The sequence below is a fragment of the Desulfosarcina sp. genome (assembly GCF_033791525.1).
Taxonomy (GTDB): domain Bacteria; phylum Desulfobacterota; class Desulfobacteria; order Desulfobacterales; family Desulfosarcinaceae; genus Desulfosarcina.
This window is the reverse complement of sequence record NZ_JASJGN010000041.1, coordinates 1-3,684: the sequence shown is the minus strand read 5'-3', so window position 1 is coordinate 3,684 and position 3,684 is coordinate 1. Positions and strand designations below refer to the sequence as shown.

At 52.2% G+C, this 3,684-nt stretch carries 5 protein-coding genes; all 5 read left to right on the top strand.

What is annotated here, in order from left to right; all coding sequences use genetic code 11:
• Nucleotides 1-537: 537 nt before the first annotated feature.
• On the top strand, nt 538-732 hold the full coding sequence (locus tag QNK41_RS02080) for a hypothetical protein (RefSeq protein ID WP_319253246.1): 195 nt from the start codon (nt 538-540) through the stop codon (nt 730-732).
• Nucleotides 732-1,403: a response regulator transcription factor gene (locus QNK41_RS02075; RefSeq protein WP_319253244.1), complete on the top strand. Its 672-nt coding sequence runs from the start codon at nt 732-734 to the stop codon at nt 1,401-1,403. The genes QNK41_RS02080 and QNK41_RS02075 overlap by 1 nt, the downstream gene beginning before the upstream one ends.
• 3 nt (nt 1,404-1,406) lie before the next feature.
• Complete coding sequence (locus tag QNK41_RS02070; RefSeq protein ID WP_319253242.1) at nt 1,407-2,819, top strand: heavy metal sensor histidine kinase; 1,413 nt, start codon at nt 1,407-1,409, stop codon at nt 2,817-2,819.
• Nucleotides 2,820-3,060: 241 nt separating this feature from the next.
• Entirely contained in the window at nt 3,061-3,258 is a 198-nt protein-coding gene (locus QNK41_RS02065; protein WP_319253240.1) for a hypothetical protein, read from the top strand.
• Nucleotides 3,237-3,419: a sigma factor-like helix-turn-helix DNA-binding protein gene (locus tag QNK41_RS22905; protein WP_413815102.1), complete on the top strand. Its 183-nt coding sequence runs from the start codon at nt 3,237-3,239 to the stop codon at nt 3,417-3,419. The genes QNK41_RS02065 and QNK41_RS22905 overlap by 22 nt, the downstream gene beginning before the upstream one ends.
• Nucleotides 3,420-3,684: the final 265 nt, after the last annotated feature.

Sequence of the window (3,684 nt, the reverse complement as noted above, 5' to 3'; positions counted from 1 at the left end):
TTAACAATCGACCTTCTTCGAGAAAGGTGAATCGCTCAGTTTGGGTAACAGTAAAAAATCGTGGTCAAGAAAAGCCGAAAAAGGTCGCCTGCGCTTCTTTTCAGACGGTAACCGCCATCTAAGATCCCCGCATATTTCACCAGCGTGCACCCCACCCATCATCTCTCCTAAGTTGAAATTTGTATATTATTGTTTTAAAAACGTTAAATCTATGCTGTTTTGTTCATCAGTGTGGCGTTGGCCGTCGTGGGTTCCGGAGATTGCCACCTGGCGCCAAGCAATGAATCCCTGGTTTAGGACCGAAACCCCATAGTGATTGCCACCATGTCGTCGGATTCTATTGTCACCGTAGCGTTTGTTTCCCCACGGTTGGGCCCGATGCCTTGGGTTCCCCTTTCTGTTGTCGGGATTCTGTTTGTGTTGTATTGGTATTTTACAGAGAAAACCGGGGTTGGCGATTTGAGGCCCTATGTCCTGGCCCAGTTTCTGCCGATGATCGTCATACCCGCTGGATTCTTGCATTGTCGGCTTTTTTTTGTGGCTGATCGACTTGCCAACCGCCATTGCGACCGGTCTGTCGGTTTTAGCCGCTGCACCGGGTGCACCGCTCACCACCAACGGCCCCAAATGACCGGGGGAGACGCGGTCTATTCCGCCAGTCTGCATCTGGCGCTGGCTTTGTTTGCCGTGGTGAATACACCGGTATCATCAGCCGCGAAGGGGGCTATCTGATGCGACTCCTTTTGGTGGAAGACGAGATGAAAGTGTCCCGTTTTATCAAAAAGGGGCTTGAGGAGGAGGGCTACGCGGTCGATTCGGCTTCCGATGGAGAAACCGGACTGGCAATGGGATTGGATGGTATCCATGATCTGATTATTCTGGATATCAATCTTCCCGTTAAAGACGGACTGGCAGTTCTCAGCCACCTTCGTCAGAAGAACGTTTCAACTCCCGTTCTTCTCCTTACGGTCAGGGCTGCCATTGAGGATAAGGTAATTGGTTTGGATACCGGCGCCGACGATTATCTGACCAAGCCGTTCGCGTTCCAAGAACTCCTGGCCAGGGTCAGGGCCTTGCTTAGACGACAGCCGGAAGCCGAACGGCCGCTTCTTAAAGTCGCCGATCTCACATTGGATCCGGCAAGGCGCATCGTATTCCGGGGAGAAAAAAAGATCGAGTTGACAACCAAGGAATTTTCGCTGCTCGACTACTTCATGCGCAATTCCGAGCGCGTCCTCACCCGAACAATGATCGCCGAACATGTCTGGGATTATGATTTTGACTCGATGACCAATGTCATCGATGTTTATGTAAACTACCTGAGAAAGAAAATCGATACCGATCGCCAGAAAAAATTGATTCACACGGTCCGTGGGGTGGGCTACGTGCTGAAAGTGGAGTAGAATATGCACCTTAAATCCATCGGAACAGGGCTGACCATCTGGTACACCACCCTATTGACCCTGACGTTTTTTATTTTAGGCAGCATCGCTTATGGACTCCTGGCATACAGCCTCTCCCGTGACATCGATTCCGCCTTGAAAGGGGTCGCTGAAGTGATGGTCCAAAGGACCCGCACGGGGGATGCCGCCCCAGTGCCCGGTGATGTCGATGAACTCTTCCGTCGCTTCTTTGGCTTCTCGCCACTCGATCGCTATGTCGATTTGTTTGATCCGCGTGGCCGGCGTGATCCACGCCTGCCTCATACATACGGGAACGATTTGTACATCAGCCCCGAAGCCCTTGAGAATGCCTCCCAGGGATTACACACTATCGAAACGATGACAACCACGGGTGTCTACCCAGTGCGCGTTCTGACGATACCGGTGATTGAAGCCGGTCGTGTCGCCAGTCTGGTCCGGGTGGGGATGTCACTGGAGAACATGGTAAAAACACGGCGCCGATTCCTCCTGATCATGGCATCTGTGTTTCCCTTTGGCCTTTTGTTTGCCGGCGGGGGAGGGTGGCTGCTGGCCCGGCGGGCGCTCAGGCCGGTCGATCATATGACACGAACAGCACGGCGCATCAGCGCGGAGCATATCGACGAACGCCTTCCAGTGACAGGCAATGGCGATGAATTGGATCGGCTGGCCAAAACACTCAACGATATGCTGGATCGGCTGGATGACGCATTTTACCAAATGCGTCAATTCAGTGCCGATGCCTCCCATGAACTTCAAACCCCCCTCACCATACTGAAAGGGGAGATAGAAGTCGCTCTTCGTTCACACAGAAGCCCCGAGGAGTATAAAGATGTTTTAAAAAGTGGACTCGAGGAGATCGATCGGATTAATCATTTGGTTGAGGGGCTGCTTTTACTCGCCCGGGCCGATGCCGGCGTAATGCGGATGGACATACAACCGGTAGACCTGAAGATGCTTATCCGTGATGTCTGCAATCAGATGATGGTAATTGCAGATGAGCATTCCATCGCCCTTCATTCAGGCCCCATGGAATCGGTAGTCGTGGATGGTGACCGAGAGCATCTTCGAAGAACTCTGTTAAACCTGGTCGATAACGCCATCAAATATACACCGGCAGGCGGTCGGGTCACCCTAACCCTTTCCGCCGATGACAGATGGGCATCCCTGAGCGTGACCGACACGGGCATTGGTTTTCCCGCAGATGAACGCCAGCTGATTTTCGACCGATTCCACCGTGCTACCGATACGCGTTCCAGGGATGCCGGCGGCGTTGGCTTAGGCCTGAGCATCGTCCGGTCTATCGCCAAGGCTCACGGGGGGCGAATCGAGGCCGAAAGCCCACCCGGCCATGGAAGTACATTCACCCTTTTTCTTCCCGTGTCCGCATCTACGTGAGGGGTTATTTACAGCCCGAGAAACACCGACGAAATTCAGCAGCAACATCAACCGCCAGCCCTTGCCCCCAAGCGAAATCCTCCGCTTGCTTACAAACGCCCGTTGGTAAACGGGTGGATACAATACGTCCAAGCCTTTTCATATCTTCCCAACCGGTCTTCCATGAAGAAATGATCATCTTCAGTTAATTTCGCTTTTATGTTGGGGACCTACCTATGCAACCTGGTGGATTCGCCAGGCAATGATCCGAGCGACGCAAGACCATGGCCAGACCGTTCGCATTCCGACCAACAAGTTGGAAGCGGCCGCCAGAATTCGCATGACCATGCGGATGCTGAGTGCAGAGAGCGGACAGTACCCAACCATGCAGAAAATTGCCCAGCAGATGGAACTCCCCTTACAGCGTTTAGAAACGATATTCGGGAAGCCGAAGTCCTGAAGAGACGGTTTGGAATCGGCAAGCGGACCGCATGCGCGCTCCAGCAGGTCGCCAATGATTTCGGGCGCTCGCTTGAACGCATCCGCCAGATCCAGGCAGAAAGTATCGCAAAGATGCGCAAATATGCCTTGAACAGGCGATCGGATTTCATCGACGGGTGAGTTGGACTGTGGTTATAGGGTTTTTCGGGAGCAGAATTCGATGGCAGGTTCATTAGCATTTTTTAATGCTCGATTAATGCTCTTTTAATATACGAATTCTATCCTATCCGCAGTGAACAGCCGATCGACGAATCTGGTTTGATCTTCATACAAACGCCAAAACAGGAGAAGTAAAATGGGCAGAAATTTGACAGAAATGATCGTCAAACGAAAAGGAGAAACACAAATGACAACCAACGTTAAGCAGATCAACAACCGCCACGGG